Raw genomic sequence first — 13,756 nt, forward strand, 5'->3', positions numbered from 1 at the left:
CTATACTCGCGGCCAGATTCATGACACATCTGTGACAGTTGCACGACTGTGCCATGAACATTCCTTTCCCCATGGGCGACTGCCCGGGAAAGTGGGACACTGATTCTGCCTGAAGCCCCTGCTTCAGGTTTTACTCTGACTCTGGACCCGAGGCGCCTATGTCCTTTGGAAGCTCCATTGCCGGCCTGTTTGGCCGCTCACCGATCAAGCCCCTGCAGCAACACTACGACACCGTTCACGACTGTGCCCGGACCCTGGCGGACTTCTTCGCCGCCGTGACCGAAGGCGACTGGGACAAGGCACGGGCAGCCCGCAAGCGCATTGCCGAGCTGGAAAACCGGGCCGACGAACTGAAAAAAGAATTCCGCCTGAACCTGCCCAAAAGCCTGTTTTTGCCCATGCCGCGCACCGACCTGCTCGACCTGATCAGTGTGCAGGACAAGGTCGCCAACAAGGCCAAGGACATTTCCGGGCTGATGCTCGGCCGGCAGATGACCATTCCCCCCATATTGGCCGATGTGATGCGCGACTATGTGCAGGGCGCCATCGATACCTCCGCCCAGGCCCAGAAAGCCATCAACGAGCTGGATGAGCTGATCGAGACCGGCTTCAGCGGTCGCGAAATCCAGATCGTGGAAGAGCTCATCGAGGAGCTGGACCGCCTGGAGCGCAATAACGACGAGCAGCAAATCACCATTCGCTCCACCCTGTTCAAGCTGGAAAACGAACTGCCCCCGGTGGATGTCATTTTTCTCTACAAGATCATCGAATGGGTAGGCGATCTCGCTGATCGCGCCCAGAAAGTGGGCGGCCGCCTGCAGATGTTGGTCGCACGCTAGGAGTTGTCTTATGGAGTGGATGATTGAACACAGCTACCTGATGCTGTTGCTGGCCGGCGCGTTCGGCTTTCTGATGGCATGGGGTGTGGGCGCCAACGACGTGGCCAACGCCATGGGCACCTCGGTGGGCTCCGGAGCCCTGACCGTGAAACAGGCGGTGATGATCGCCATCGTCTTTGAATTCTGCGGCGCCTACCTGGCCGGTGGCGAAGTGACCGCCACGGTACGAAAAGGCATCGTCGATGCCAGCGTCTTTGCCGAATTCCCCCATTATCTGGTCTACGGGATGATGTCCGCCCTGCTGGCCGCCGGTATCTGGCTGGTGGTGGCCTCCTGGTTTGGCTGGCCGGTTTCCACCACCCATTCCATTGTCGGCGCCATCGTGGGCTTTGCCGCCGTGGGTGTAGGCATGGATTCGGTACAGTGGGACAAGGTCGGCAGCATTGTCGCCAGTTGGGTCACCTCACCCCTGCTCGCCGGCTTCATCGCCTTTGCCTTGATCAAGAGCGTGCAGCGCCTGGTGCTCAACCATGATGACCCATTCGAACGGGCCAAACGGGTGGTGCCCTTCTACATGTTCCTGGTGGGCTTCGCGATCACTGCCGTGACCCTGCTCAAGGGCCTCAAGCATATCGGCCTGGAAATCAGCTTCGCGGCCAGCCTGGGCTGGGCCGCCGTGGGCGGCGTCATCATTGCCCTGATCGGCGCCATGATTCTCAGCCGCATCAAGCCCAACCCGCAAGCCGACAAGGAATTTCGTTTTCACTCCGTGGAGCGCATCTTTGCCGTGCTGATGATCTTTACCGCTTGCGCCATGGCCTTCGCCCACGGCTCCAATGACGTGGCGAACGCGGTGGGCCCGCTGGCAGCCATCAACAGCGTCATCGTCAACGAAGGTGTTATCGGCGGCGAAGCCGCCATGCCCAGCTGGATCCTGCTGGTGGGCGCCATGGGTATCGTGTTCGGCCTGGCCATTCTCGGCGCCCGGGTCATGGCTACCGTGGGCAAGAACATCACCGAGCTGACCCCCAGCCGCGGCTTCGCCGCCGAGCTGGGCGCCGCCGGCACCGTGATCCTGGCCTCCGGCACCGGCCTGCCCATCTCCACCACCCACACCCTGGTGGGGGCGGTACTGGGCGTGGGCATGGCCCGCGGCATCGGTTCCCTGAACCTGCGGGTGATCGGCACCATCTTCACCTCCTGGGTGGTCACCCTGCCCGCCGGCGCCCTGCTGTCGATCCTGTTCTTCTACTTCTTCAAGGGCCTGTTCGGCGCCTAATACCGCCGACCCGCCACGGAGAACACAACGCCGCCTTCGGGCGGCGTTTTGGTTTCTGTTGCCATGCCCAGCCTGCAAGCAAAAGGATCGAGTGACGAGAAGCGAGTTTCGAGTTGCGAAAACCTTTAAAGCGGGCAGGGTTTTGCCTTTCGAAACTCGGTACTCGCAACTCGAAACTGGCTGCTTCGTTCGGATGCCCTTTCGCTTGCAGGCAAGCTCCTCACCCCTCCCCGCCGGCACATCTGGCATCCAACGCCCCCCGCTGGCTATACTGGTCTGTCAGTCATCCATCACCGAGACACGCCGTGCCCAGCACCACCCCCGACAATCAGGTCCACTGGTTCCGCAATTCGTCCCCGTACATCAATGCCCATCGGGGTCGCACCTTTGTGGTGATGCTCTCCGGCGAACTGCTGGACGGCCCGCGCCTGCCCACCCTGGTTCACGATCTGGCGCTGCTCAACAGCCTCGGCATCAAGCTGGTCCTGGTCCACGGCGCCCGCCCGCAGATCAGCGCGCGGCTGGCGGAATCCGGCATCGAATCCACCTTTGAGCAACACATGCGGATTACCGACAGCGCGGCGCTCAATGGCGTCATGGCCGCCGTGGGAGCCCTGCGCCTGAAACTGGAAGGGCTGTTTTCCATGGGGCTGGCCAACTCCCCCATGTACAACGCCGGCATCCGCCTGATCAGCGGCAACTTCGTCATCGCCAAACCGGTGGGCGTGCGCAACGGCTTCGACTACCAGCACACCGGCGAAGTCCGGCGCATCGAAGTGGATGCCATTCGTCAGCAACTGAGCAATGGCAACGTGGTACTGCTGTCACCGCTGGGCTGCTCGCCCACCGGCGAACTGTTCAATGTGAACGCGGAAGAGGTGGCCTCCACCGCCGCCATCGCCCTGGGCGCCGACAAGCTGATTCTCATGGGTAACGACCTGCGGCTCGCCGACAGCAACGGTGACATGGTGCGCGAACTCAGCCCCCAGCAAGCCGGCAAACTGCTTGCCGACGACCAGCTCCAGGACAATGGCGTGGACCGGCAGCTCACCGCGGCCTGCCATGCAGCCAGCAATGGCGTGGGTCGCGCCCACCTGATCAACGCCAATGACGACGGCGCCCTGCTCAAGGAACTGTTCACCCGCGACGGCTGCGGCACCCTGGTCACCCGGGAAACCTACGAAACCCTGCGCGGCGCACGCATCGACGACGTGGGCGGCATCCTGGAACTGATCGAACCTCTGGAAGCGGACGGCACCCTGGTGCGCCGCTCCCGGGAACTGCTGGAAAACGAAATCCAGCGCTTTGCCATCATCGAGCGGGACGGCATGGTCATCGCCTGCGCCGCCCTCTACCCCTTCCCGGACGACAAAACCGGCGAACTGGCCTGCGTGGCCGTACACCCCGGCTACCGCAAGGGCGAACGGGGTGCACAGCTGCTGGCATACGTGGAACGGCGAGCCAAAGAACAAGGACTCACCAGCCTGTTCGTGCTCACCACCCTGACCGCCCACTGGTTCCAGCAGCAGGGCTTCGAAGCGGCGGGCGTGGAAGCGCTGCCGGGAGCCCGGAAGTCGCTGTATAACTGGCAGCGGAATTCGAAGGTGTTTGTGAAAAAGTTGTAGGAACGTCCATTCGGTCAGAGTTCCTGCGTGCTTCGCTGCTAAACCTATGCCAATACATTCTAGATGAAAGCCTCAAAAAAAGAATGAAGCGACCAATGAGTGCCAAAGAGTTTGTTAACCAACTAATTCAGGGGATAGAAAGCATGTGGCGCAGAAAAACCCCTGATGCCCGGCTGATGCGAGGCACGTTCATAGTAAACTTGGTGGGTTTATTAGGCATAATCTTGCTAATTGCAGCGATCGGCGGCGGCCCCTCCGGGATGACCTTCTACGTGTTATCGACCATCCTCGCCCCATTTATGTCTTTTGTCGTTACAGCGCTTTCTGTAGGTCTCTTCGACGCATATGAAGGCTGGCGTGGGAAAAAGCAAGGCCTGGTAGATACCTGGGATATTTTGGAGTACAAAAAGCAACGAACAACTTATTGGGCCTCATCAACCGGGCGAATCATTAGATTTAGCGTGATAGTAAGCTCACTGGTGTGGGCTTTCTTTTTAATTTTCGGTGTAGCTTTTAGCTAGGCAACACAACAATGGATAGGATGGCGGAGCCTTGCCAGCCCTTTGCCCCAGCACAATCAGACCTTCCTGATCGGCCCCGGATACTGCGCTACCATTTCATCCCCGGTCAGCAGTAAAAAGCCCTCGTACTCAGCCTGCGCAACCAGAATACGGTCAAACGGGTCGCGGTGAATCGGCGGCAAATGGCTGACGCCAAGCGTATGACTGCTGATGATCGGCAGCTCTTCATAGCCATTTTCCAGCAAGCCACGCCGGAACAAATGGGGATCGACCCGAAAATCGGATCTCCCCAATCCGTTCTTGATGGTGATTTCCCAGATACTCGCCGCACTGAAGTACACCCGGTTTTCTGCGTCGGCGATTAACGACCGGACCTCTTCAGAAAGGCGCTCGGGCATCCCTGCTGCCCAGAGCAGGATATGGGTGTCCAGCAGCAGGTTCATTTAGCCCTCGAACATGTCGGCAATATTGTCTTCATCCAGGCGATCAAAATCGTCCGGTACCTGAATCTGGCCCTTGAGGAACCCCAACCGCCGTGCAGCAGCAGGTTCCGGCGCTTCAATGGCCGACACCCGCGCCACTGGCTTGCCTGCCCGGGCGATGATGAAAGGCTCACCCTTGGCAGCTTTGTCCACCAGTTGGGATAACCGAGTTTTGGCGTCATGCATGTTGATGATATCCATGGGAGCCTCATTAGCTAATTCTTATTAGCTAATGCTAAACGAACAGCAGCTCGAAGCAAATCCTACCCGACTACCATCGGTCCGATTTGCCACTCCCCCTGATCTCGACATTCCGCCGAACGACACCTTCTTCGCCTTGCGAGAAGGCTCCAACAGTGGGGTGCTGTGGGTTACAATGTTCGGCTATGTCCCGCTAGTTACCATTACGAGGTTCCCATGCCGCAGTATCGCTCCCGTACCACCACCCATGGCCGCAACATGGCCGGCGCCCGTGCCCTGTGGCGCGCGACGGGCATGAAGGACGGGGACTTCGGTAAACCGATTATTGCCATCGCCAACTCCTTTACCCAGTTTGTACCCGGCCACGTGCACCTGAAGGACATGGGCCAGCTGGTGGCCGGCGAGGTGGAGAAGGTCGGGGGCATCGCCAAGGAATTCAATACCATTGCGGTGGACGACGGCATCGCCATGGGCCATGACGGCATGCTCTATTCCCTGCCCAGCCGGGACATCATTGCCGATTCTGTGGAGTACATGGTCAACGCCCACTGTGCCGATGCGCTGGTGTGCATTTCCAACTGCGACAAGATCACCCCCGGCATGCTGATGGCCGCCATGCGCCTGAACATCCCGGTGATCTTCGTGTCCGGCGGCCCCATGGAAGCGGGCAAGACCAAGCTGGCCGAGGGCAAGCTGGACCTGGTGGACGCCATGGTGATGGCCGCCGATGACAGCGTGGACGAGGAAACCCTCAACGAAGTGGAGCGCTCCGCCTGCCCCACCTGCGGTTCCTGCTCCGGCATGTTCACCGCCAACTCCATGAACTGTCTGACCGAAGCTCTGGGTCTGTCCCTGCCCGGTAACGGCTCGCTGCTGGCCACCCACGCGGACCGCCGCGAACTGTTCCTGGAAGCGGGCCGGCGCATCGTGGATCTGGCCAAGCTGTACTACGAACAGGATGTGGAGGCGGTACTGCCACGCAATATCGCCTCGGTGAAGGCCTTCGAGAACGCCATGAGCCTGGATATTGCCATGGGCGGTTCCACCAACACAGTACTGCACCTGCTGGCGGCGGCCCTGGAAGGCGAAGTGGACTTCACCATGGCCGATATCGACCGCCTGAGCCGCAAGGTGCCCTGCCTGTCGAAAGTGGCCCCGGCCACCCAGAAGTACCATATGGAAGACGTGCACCGCGCCGGTGGCGTGATGGGCATTCTCGGCGAACTGGACCGGGCTGGTCTGTTGCACCGGGATATCCCCATGGTGCACTCCGCCAGCGTGGCGGAAGCGCTGGAGCACTACGACATCATGCGCACCAGCGATGAAGGCGTGAAAAAAATGTTCACTGCCGGCCCGGCAGGCATTCCCACCCAGACCGCCTTCAGCCAGGACACCCGCTGGGACAGCCTGGATGACGACCGGGAAAACGGCTGTATCCGTAATTACGAAAACGCCTACAGCAAGGACGGTGGCCTGGCGGTACTGTACGGCAACATCGCCGAGCGCGGCTGTATCGTGAAAACCGCCGGGGTAGACGATTCCATCCTCACCTTCACCGGTCGCGCCCGTGTGTTTGAATCCCAGGATTCTGCCGTGCGCGCCATTCTCGGCGACCAGATCGTGGCCGGGGATGTGGTGGTGATCCGCTACGAGGGCCCGAAAGGGGGCCCGGGCATGCAGGAAATGCTCTACCCCACCAGCTACCTGAAATCCAAGGGTCTGGGCAAGCAGTGCGCCCTGCTCACCGATGGTCGTTTCTCCGGCGGTACTTCCGGCCTGTCCATCGGCCATGCCTCCCCGGAAGCGGCGGAAGGCGGCGCCATCGCCCTGGTGGAAGAGGGCGACACCATCGCCATCGACATCCCCAACCGCACCATCAACCTGGACATTTCCGATGAGGAACTGGCCCATCGTCGCAGCAAGATGGAAGCCCGCGGCAAGCTGGCCTACAAACCCATGGAAATGCGCCCACGCCGTGTTTCCACCGCCCTGAAGGCCTATGCGGCCCTGACCACCAGCGCCGACCGCGGTGCCGTGCGGGACCTGAGCCAGCTCAACCTGTGACCGACCCGGGCGGCCTTCGGGCCGCCCTGTTCGTTGCCCCTCTTGGCATCCGCCCCGCCGGTTTCATGACCGTTGCCGCACCCCGGTAGACAGGGTGTTGCCACACGGCGCTTTCTGAACAAGTATCGTAGGCGTGTTTTCCCGTCGGCGACCCCGGCCTGTGCCCACTTACGAGGAGCACTCTGTTAATGAGTCTGAGACAACGTTTGATGCCACTGGTGGCCAAGCTGATCACCAGCGAACGCCTGCAACAATGGCGACGGGCCTTTCGCGAATCGCGCCGCAAGCTGCAACGGCGCCCTCATCAGACGGTGTTCTACTTCCGCATTGATGACCCCTATTCGGTGTTGATGGCCCAGGTACTGCCCCGCTTTGCCCGCCACTTCGGCATCACGATTACCCCCCGGGTCATGCTGTATCTGGATCAGCAGATGTACCCGGCGGCGGACATGCTGGAAGAACTGGCCCCCCGCGACGCCACCCAGCTGGCGCGCCTGCACGACCTGGACTTTCCCCACCACTGGCAACTGCCGCCCCGGGAAGTGAGCCTGGCAGCGACACGCTGCCTGCTGAAACACGAGGGTGACGAGCGTTTCTGGAGCCTGGCCGCCGCCCTGGCCGATGCCCTGTGGCGCAACGACCACGACAGACTGGAAGACCTGCTCACCGAACACGGCCAGATGCCCGCCGACCGGGCCCAGCTGGCCCTGGAAGCGCGCCGCGACCAGTTCCTCAAGGACGGCCACTACCTCACCGGCACCCTGCACTACGAAGGCGAGTGGTACTGGAGCGTGGAACGGCTGGACCACCTGGCCCACCGCCTCAACGACCTGGGGCTGGGCAGCGCGGACTGGCCGCTGCCCTACGGCCGCGCCAAGCGGGCCCGCCTGAAAGACGTGCCGGAGGGCCTGAAAGGCAAACCCCTGGTGCTGTTCTTTTCTTTCCGCAGCCCCTACTCCTATCTGGCCCTGGCCCGCACCTATGCCATGGCGGACCATTACGGTCTGAACCTGAAGATCCGCCCGGTCCTGCCCATGGTCATGCGCGGGCTCTCGGTGCCCAAGGCCAAGCGTTTCTACATTCTCAAGGACGCCGCCCGGGAAGCCCGGCTGCACAGGGTGCCGTTCGGCAAGGTATGCGATCCGGTGGGTGCCGGCGTGGAACGCTGCATGGCTATCTGGCCTTTCGCCGAAAAGGAAGGTCGTCTGCGTGAATGGCTGCGCGCCGCCGCCACCGGCATCTGGAGCCAGGGCATCAACGCCGCCACCGACAATGGCCTGAAGTTCCTGGTGGAAAATGCCGGGTTGGACTGGAACCGGGCCCGCCGCTGGCTGGACGACGACAGCTGGCGCGATCGCGCGGAAGACAACCGCAACGCCATGATGGCCGCCGGCAGCTGGGGCGTTCCCAGCTTCCTGACCGAAAAGACCATGGTCTGGGGCCAGGATCGTTTTGCGGTGATCGAACAGTGCCTGCTAGCCTCACAGACCGATGACAAGGACTGAGATAGCCTCAGCTTCATTTCCGTAGGAGCGGCGCTCGAGCCGCGAAGCCGTTTTCGAAAAAATCTCTGGGCGCTTCGCGGCTCGAGCACCGCTCCTACGGCTTATAAAAACCACGGAGAATCACTATGACCCTTGCTTACTGGTGCGTGCTTGCCGCCATTTTCCTCCCTTACCTGAATACGGCTCTCGCCAAGTTCCAGGGCGGCTTTGGCCCGAAACAGAACCATAACCCCCGGGAATTCCTGGAAACCCTGGAGGGCAGCCGCAAGCGGGCCCATTGGGCCCAGCAGAACAGTTTCGAGGTGACCCCCGCCTTTGCCGCAGCCGTGATCATTGCTCACCTTGTGCAAACCGCGCCCCAGGGCACCATCGACGGCATCGCCCTGGCCTTTGTGGTCAGCCGGGTCATGTACACCGTCTGCTACATCGCCGACTGGGCCAGCGCCCGCACCCTGGTATGGGCCTTCGGTATGGGCTGTATTGTGGCCCTGTTTGTGGGCGTAGGCAGTTAACGAAAGTCGCGAGTGACGAGGCGCGAGTCGCGAAAGATAAAACCGGTTTGGGTTTTCGAAACTCGCTCCTCGTCAGTCGCAACTTTTCAATGCCCAGGATCTATACCATCTCCGTCAACGGCAGGGATCACTTCCCCTGCCGCCCTGACCAGACCATTGTCGAAGCCGGCCAACAGGCCGGCTTTGGCTTTCCGGTGGCCTGTCGCAATGGGGTGTGCGAACGCTGCACGGGCCGCCTGCACAGCGGACACGTTCAGCAAAGAAACCACATCATTCATGCGGGCGATGCCGATAGCTCCCGGGTGTTATACTGCGTCGCCCAACCACTCAGCGATTGCGAGATAGATGTGCCCGAGGTGACCGTTCCCGGCGAACTGCCAAGCCACGACGTCAACTGCCAGATTCAGCAGATCGAAGTGCTCAACCATGACGTGAGCCGGGTCTGGCTGCAATTGCCCGCTGGCAAGCGGATCCAGTGGCATGCGGGCCAGTACCTGATGCTCAACCTGAACGGCGAAGGCTACCCCTTTTCCATTGCCAACCACTGCGATGGACGCGCTCTGGAACTGCATATCCGCCATGGCGACGATAACAGTGCCGCCCAGGACATCATGGCCTACCTGGAATCGGCCAGCACTGTCAGCATCACGTTGCCCGCCGGCCTGCGCTTTATCGACACGGCCCCGGCACAACCGGTGTGGTTTATCTGCGGTTCCACCGGATTTGCCCCGGTGAAGGCCATGGTCGAGCGGCTGATCGCCCTGGATTTCGATCAGCCGGTGCGTTTGTTCTGGGGCGCCCGCACCCCGGAGGACCTCTATCTGTCGACCCTGCCGGCCCAGTGGAAAACCGCCCTCAAGGACTTCGATTTCACCACCTCCCTGTCCGACATCCGCCACCCGGATCACGCCGAGGGTCTGGTCCACGAGGCGGCGCTGGCCGCTCTGGACGAACCGGACCTGCCCCTGTTCTATCTGGGCGGCTCCCCGCCCATGGCCTGGGCGGTGTTCGATGCACTGGTGGCAGAAGGGGTTCCCGCCGGCAATATCCATTGCGACGTGTTCGATTACGCGCCGAGGGATTAGCGACAAGCTTCAAGCTACAACGCGGGCTAAGCTCGTGCCAACCGAAGAGGCCTGAGCCCGCGCTGCGAGTCTAATTCGTCACTGGGCATCTAGCATTCACCTCGAATCGCGGCCAAAACGTTACCGGACTGGCAACAACCGAGCCCGCGTTGTAGCTTGTAGCTTGCTGCTTGTAGCTGATTTCCAAGGAAAGGATGCGATGGCGCAGGATTCTCCGCCCACAGTGCATAACCAGACACTTCTGCTGCCCTGCCATGAATGCGATCTGGTCTGCGAAGTGGTCCCTGGCGAGAAGGGCGGCTGGCTGCAATGTCCCCGCTGTCGGCACCCGCTGATGCGCCAGGCGCAGAGTGATCAGCTGACACCTGCGCTGGCGTTCACCGCCCTGATCCTGCTCGGCCTGTCTTTGCTGTTCCCCTACATCGGCTTTGAAAAAAGTGGTATCGAGCGTGCCATGACCGTCACCGATGCGGCCTGGGAACTGGCGGTCTATCACCACCCGGCACTGGCGGTGATCGTGATTGCCACCATCATCGTGATACCGGCCCTCTATCTGTTGTCGATCTGCTGGGTGCATCTGAGCCTGGCAGCGCCCCGCCAGCTGCCCGGCAGTCTGTTGCTGGCCCGCTGGCTGCCCCGCATGCAGCCGTGGATGATGGCCGATGTGTTTGCCATTGCCGCCCTGGTCAGCCTGGTGAAGATAGTCGCCATGGCACATATCCAGCTGCTCTCTGCCTTCTGGACCTTTTCCGGCTATGCCCTGTTATTGCTGATCACCGTCACTCGCATGAATACCATTAGCCTGTGGCAGCGGCTGCTTGGCAATCTGCAGCAGCCCGTTGCTGCCCGCAGCGGGCTGACCGCCCGCGCCCAGGGCCTGATCGGCTGCCAGTGGTGCGGACAGTTGCAGGCCATGCACCACCACCATTGCCAACGTTGCGACAGCCCCCTCCATGGTCGTCATCCGTTGACCCTGCAGCGGGTCTGGGCATTGCTGATCACGGCCATTCTCTGTTGCTTCCCGGCCCACCTGTTTCCGATCATGACCACCACCAGCCTGGGACAGAACGAGCCATCCACCATCATTGCCGGTGTCATGCTGTTTCTGCGCCACGGCGACTGGCCCATTGCCCTGATCATCTTTACTGCCAGCGTGCTGGTGCCGTTCGGGAAAATCCTGGCCCTGGGTTGGCTGTGTATCGCCAGCCGCCGGCGGGACACCCTGGATATGAAAAACCAGATGGCGCTTTACCGGATCACCGAATGGGTGGGCCGCTGGTCCATGATCGATGTGTTCGTGGTGGCCATCATTGTCGCCCTGTTCCAGATGGGCAATATTCTTACCGTGACCCCGGGCGTGGGTGGCGTGGCGTTTTCCGCCGTGGTGATATTCACCATGCTGGCCGCCCACCAGTTTGATCCCCGCCTGATTTGGGATCAGCAACAAACCCTCACCCGCAACACGCAACCGGAGCATCAGCCTTGAGTGACACCCAAGCCGAACCCCGCCGCACCCGGCTTTCCGCCGTCTGGCTGATCCCTCTGGCCGCGGCCCTGATCGGCCTGTGGCTGGTGTTCAGCTACCTGTCCAGCCAGGGGCCGGTGATCACGCTGACACTGGCGGATGCGGAAGGCATCAACGCCGGCAAGACCCCGGTAAAAACCCGCAACGTCCAGGTGGGGCTGGTGGAAAGTGTGCGGCTGTCCGATGACATGAGCCACACCCTGCTCACCGTCCAGATGCAATCGGATACCGACCGCATGCTGGCCAGGGACACCCGCTTCTGGGTGGTCAAACCACGCATCAGCCGGGAAGGGGTCAGTGGTCTGAACACGGTCTTGTCCGGCTCCTATATCGAACTGATGCCCGGCGAAAGCAGCAAGAAAGGCAAGCGCTTCCAGGTACAGGACAGCCCGCCGCCGGAGACGACCGGCGCCGGCCTGTTCCTGAAGCTGGTCAGTGCAGCGGGCACCAATGTGGACGTGGGTGACCCGGTGAACTTTCGCAGCCTGAAGGTGGGCCGGGTGGTAGAAACCCGCTTCAACGCCGCCGACAAACGCTTCCATCACCGCATCTTTATCCAGAAACCCTATGACGTGCTGGTCTCGGACAGCAGCCGTTTCTGGCAGGTCAACGGCCTGGGCTTTCAGCTCGACGCCCGTGGCTTCCAGGCCCAGATCCATTCCCTGGAAGCCTTGATCGGCGGCGGCATTACCTTCGCGGTGCCCGATGGCAACATGCGCGCCGGCGACCCGGTAGAGGACGAGCGGGAATTCACCCTGCACAACGATGAAGAAAGCGCCCGCCGGGCGCTCTACACCGACACCCTGGATTATGTGTTGCTGGTGGAACGCAGTGTGCGCGGCCTGAAAAGCGGCGCCCCGGTGGAATATCGGGGCATCCGGGTGGGCACGGTGGAACAGGTGGCCTGGGGCTTTGGCGAGTCCGGCCCGGCCACCATCAGCAGTGCCCCGATTCCGGTACTGATCCGCCTGGAGCCCCAGCGCATCACCCACCAGAACCACGAAGACACGGCACAATGGCGACAGGAAATCGACCGCATGATCGGTGACGGCCTGCGCGCCAGCCTGAAGCCGGGCAACCTGCTCACCGGCTCCCTGTTCGTGGACCTGGATTTTCACCCGGAGAGTCCCGCCAACTCTGGCGGCGAACGCTATGCAGACGTGGCGGTGTTCCCCACGGTCAACAGTGGCGGCATCAGCAAGATCGAGGACCAGATCCAGCAACTGCTGGACACGCTCAACGACCTGCCCATGGAGTCCATCGCCGGCAATCTGAACCGCAACCTGGATAATCTGGCCGACGCCACCCGGCGCCTGGACACCTTGCTCGCCAACCCGGCGCTCAATGCCCTGCCGGAACGACTCACCGGCACCTTGGGCGCCCTGGAGGGCACTCTGCAGGGCTGGCAGTCCGGCGGTGAGGGCTATCAGCAGCTGCAAGGCACCTTGCAGAAGCTGAACCGTCTCCTGAATGAAGCGGAGCCATTGCTGGATACCCTGAACCGGCAACCCAACGCCCTGATCTTCCAGCGCCAACCGGCCCCCGACCCGCAACCCAGAGGCCCCCGCCAATGAAATCTGTCCTCATTCCCGGCCTGCTGGCCGCCCTGATGACGTTGCTGAGTGCCTGCAGCCAGACCCCTCCGGCACCGGCGCCGGATTACCTGCTACCGGGCGCCAGCCACAGTGGCCACACCCCGCTGCGGATTCACGTGACCCTGGCCAGCTACCTGGACCAGGGCGGCATTGTGTTGCAACTGAGCGATACCGAGCTGCACGTGGCTCGCCAGCACCGCTGGGCAGAACCGCTGGGCTCACAATTGCAGCGGGCACTGGCGGCCACCCTGGCAAGCCAGGCAACACTCCCGGAACAGGGAAAACTGGCACTACAAATCAGCCGCTTTCAGGGCGTGCAGAACGCTGAAGGGGATGTGGCCAGGATCACCGGCACCTGGCAGTTCACGTCAGACGCGCAAAGCCGAAAGGGCCCCATAGAGTGGCAGGGACCCATTAATGGCGAGGGCTATGCGCCACTGGTTGAAGCCCTGGATCAGGGGTGGCAGGACGTCGGGCAGGCCATCGCCCAGGCCCTGAAATAAGGCGCCACACGGTATCGCAA

13 protein-coding genes are annotated in these 13,756 nt (G+C 61.8%); 11 read left to right on the forward strand and 2 right to left on the reverse strand.

The window, feature by feature from the left end:
- The first annotated feature begins 158 nt into the window (after positions 1 to 158).
- The 4 genes from C4S63_RS12370 (at position 159) to C4S63_RS12385 (ending at position 4,264) form a co-directional block, all read left to right on the forward strand.
- Complete coding sequence (locus C4S63_RS12370; protein WP_062815637.1) at positions 159 to 839, forward strand: TIGR00153 family protein; 681 nt, start codon at positions 159 to 161, stop codon at positions 837 to 839.
- A gap of 10 nt (positions 840 to 849) precedes the next feature.
- On the forward strand, positions 850 to 2,118 hold the full coding sequence (locus C4S63_RS12375; RefSeq protein ID WP_062815636.1) for an inorganic phosphate transporter: 1,269 nt from the start codon (positions 850 to 852) through the stop codon (positions 2,116 to 2,118).
- Between the two features lie 305 nt (positions 2,119 to 2,423).
- Positions 2,424 to 3,743: an amino-acid N-acetyltransferase gene (gene argA / locus C4S63_RS12380; RefSeq protein WP_103917733.1), complete on the forward strand. Its 1,320-nt coding sequence runs from the start codon at positions 2,424 to 2,426 to the stop codon at positions 3,741 to 3,743.
- 95 nt (positions 3,744 to 3,838) lie between these two features.
- The gene (locus tag C4S63_RS12385; RefSeq protein WP_103917734.1) at positions 3,839 to 4,264 is read left to right on the forward strand and encodes a hypothetical protein; all 426 of its coding nucleotides are present in this window, start codon (positions 3,839 to 3,841) and stop codon (positions 4,262 to 4,264) included.
- A gap of 56 nt (positions 4,265 to 4,320) precedes the next feature.
- Here C4S63_RS12385 and C4S63_RS12390 read toward each other — a convergent pair whose 3' ends face one another.
- Together C4S63_RS12390 and C4S63_RS12395 are read right to left on the reverse strand one after the other, a co-directional pair.
- On the reverse strand, positions 4,321 to 4,707 hold the full coding sequence (locus C4S63_RS12390) for a type II toxin-antitoxin system VapC family toxin (RefSeq protein WP_103917735.1): 387 nt from the start codon (positions 4,705 to 4,707) through the stop codon (positions 4,321 to 4,323).
- The gene (locus tag C4S63_RS12395) at positions 4,708 to 4,947 is read right to left on the reverse strand and encodes a type II toxin-antitoxin system Phd/YefM family antitoxin (RefSeq protein WP_103917736.1); all 240 of its coding nucleotides are present in this window, start codon (positions 4,945 to 4,947) and stop codon (positions 4,708 to 4,710) included.
- A 216-nt stretch (positions 4,948 to 5,163) separates the two neighbouring features.
- Here C4S63_RS12395 and ilvD point away from each other — a divergent pair, with 216 nt between their 5' ends.
- The 7 genes from ilvD (at position 5,164) to C4S63_RS12430 (ending at position 13,736) form a co-directional block, all read left to right on the forward strand.
- Positions 5,164 to 7,011 carry a dihydroxy-acid dehydratase gene (ilvD, locus tag C4S63_RS12400; RefSeq protein WP_103917737.1) on the forward strand — a complete coding sequence of 616 codons (1,848 nt, stop codon included), beginning with the start codon at positions 5,164 to 5,166 and terminating at the stop codon, positions 7,009 to 7,011.
- A gap of 188 nt (positions 7,012 to 7,199) precedes the next feature.
- Entirely contained in the window at positions 7,200 to 8,516 is a 1,317-nt protein-coding gene (locus C4S63_RS12405; RefSeq protein ID WP_103917738.1) for a DsbA family protein, read from the forward strand.
- A gap of 125 nt (positions 8,517 to 8,641) precedes the next feature.
- The gene (locus tag C4S63_RS12410; protein WP_063508183.1) at positions 8,642 to 9,028 is read left to right on the forward strand and encodes an MAPEG family protein; all 387 of its coding nucleotides are present in this window, start codon (positions 8,642 to 8,644) and stop codon (positions 9,026 to 9,028) included.
- A gap of 89 nt (positions 9,029 to 9,117) precedes the next feature.
- Complete coding sequence (locus C4S63_RS12415) at positions 9,118 to 10,113, forward strand: 2Fe-2S iron-sulfur cluster-binding protein (RefSeq protein WP_103917739.1); 996 nt, start codon at positions 9,118 to 9,120, stop codon at positions 10,111 to 10,113.
- Between the two features lie 199 nt (positions 10,114 to 10,312).
- Entirely contained in the window at positions 10,313 to 11,599 is a 1,287-nt protein-coding gene (locus C4S63_RS12420; protein ID WP_103917740.1) for a paraquat-inducible protein A, read from the forward strand.
- Positions 11,596 to 13,212, forward strand: a complete 1,617-nt coding sequence (pqiB, locus tag C4S63_RS12425) for an intermembrane transport protein PqiB (RefSeq protein ID WP_103917741.1) — start codon at positions 11,596 to 11,598, stop codon at positions 13,210 to 13,212. The genes C4S63_RS12420 and pqiB overlap by 4 nt, the downstream gene beginning before the upstream one ends.
- A complete protein-coding gene (locus C4S63_RS12430; protein WP_103917742.1) occupies positions 13,209 to 13,736 on the forward strand; it encodes a membrane integrity-associated transporter subunit PqiC in 528 nt (175 codons plus the stop codon). Before pqiB ends, C4S63_RS12430 begins: the two co-directional genes overlap by 4 nt.
- Positions 13,737 to 13,756: the final 20 nt, after the last annotated feature.

Origin of the sequence: Alcanivorax sp. DSM 26293 (assembly GCF_900107995.1) — a bacterium.
In the GTDB taxonomy this organism is placed as follows: Bacteria; Pseudomonadota; Gammaproteobacteria; order Pseudomonadales; family Alcanivoracaceae; genus Alcanivorax.

What these genes read in the sequence shown, in the direction of transcription:
- C4S63_RS12370 (WP_062815637.1), top strand. Translation starts at nt 159, where the DNA reads ATGTCCTTTGGAAGCTCCATTGCCGGCCTGTTTGGCCGCTCACCGATC.
- C4S63_RS12375 (WP_062815636.1), top strand. Translation starts at nt 850, where the DNA reads ATGGAGTGGATGATTGAACACAGCTACCTGATGCTGTTGCTGGCCGGC.
- C4S63_RS12385 (WP_103917734.1), top strand. Translation starts at nt 3,839, where the DNA reads ATGAGTGCCAAAGAGTTTGTTAACCAACTAATTCAGGGGATAGAAAGC.
- C4S63_RS12390 (WP_103917735.1), bottom strand. Translation starts at nt 4,707, where the DNA reads ATGAACCTGCTGCTGGACACCCATATCCTGCTCTGGGCAGCAGGGATG.
- C4S63_RS12395 (WP_103917736.1), bottom strand. Translation starts at nt 4,947, where the DNA reads ATGGATATCATCAACATGCATGACGCCAAAACTCGGTTATCCCAACTG.
- ilvD (WP_103917737.1), top strand. Translation starts at nt 5,164, where the DNA reads ATGCCGCAGTATCGCTCCCGTACCACCACCCATGGCCGCAACATGGCC.
- C4S63_RS12405 (WP_103917738.1), top strand. Translation starts at nt 7,200, where the DNA reads ATGAGTCTGAGACAACGTTTGATGCCACTGGTGGCCAAGCTGATCACC.
- C4S63_RS12410 (WP_063508183.1), top strand. Translation starts at nt 8,642, where the DNA reads ATGACCCTTGCTTACTGGTGCGTGCTTGCCGCCATTTTCCTCCCTTAC.
- C4S63_RS12415 (WP_103917739.1), top strand. Translation starts at nt 9,118, where the DNA reads ATGCCCAGGATCTATACCATCTCCGTCAACGGCAGGGATCACTTCCCC.
- C4S63_RS12420 (WP_103917740.1), top strand. Translation starts at nt 10,313, where the DNA reads ATGGCGCAGGATTCTCCGCCCACAGTGCATAACCAGACACTTCTGCTG.
- C4S63_RS12430 (WP_103917742.1), top strand. Translation starts at nt 13,209, where the DNA reads ATGAAATCTGTCCTCATTCCCGGCCTGCTGGCCGCCCTGATGACGTTG.